Here is a 451-nt window from a genome sequence, read left to right as displayed (position 1 = left end):
GACGTCGTCCGGGTTGCGGCTCGTCCGCACCTCCAGGCCCTTCTTCGCGTGGTTGCGGTGAATCGTGCGGATGCTGCCCGTCGCCGCGGCGAGGATGGCGTCCGGGCCCGGAGTCAGGTCGATGAGGCGAGTGTGCTTCGGTTGGTGATCGTGCAGCGCCGGGTGGAATCTGTCTGCCTCGAGCACGTCCCGCCACAGCGGCAGGTCCGACCAGAGGGCCTCGCGTTCGCTGCTGCGCGGCTCGACGCGAACCCACCAGGCTCGCCGTCGACGGGCATGGGCGTGGATGGCGCGCAAGGCGTCGTCGAGTGCGCCCGCGTCACGGCAGATCGGCCCGTACGGCACGTACAGGTAGGAGCCGACCGCGCGCTTCTCCTCGACGCACAGTGCCGACCACCCGTCACCCTGCAGTGTCGACGTCGGCTTGCCGAGCTTGCGTTGGACCTTGGCC

1 protein-coding gene is annotated in these 451 nt (G+C 70.1%); it reads right to left on the bottom strand.

Going from position 1 to position 451, the window contains the following annotated elements; genetic code table 11:
- A partial coding sequence (locus M3226_RS31620) for a hypothetical protein (protein WP_251573434.1) occupies positions 1-451 on the bottom strand: 451 nt, incomplete at both ends.

This window comes from Neobacillus cucumis (assembly GCF_023715505.1).
Note: the sequence above shows the minus strand (reverse complement) of the source record. Positions and strands in the feature narration are given on the sequence as shown.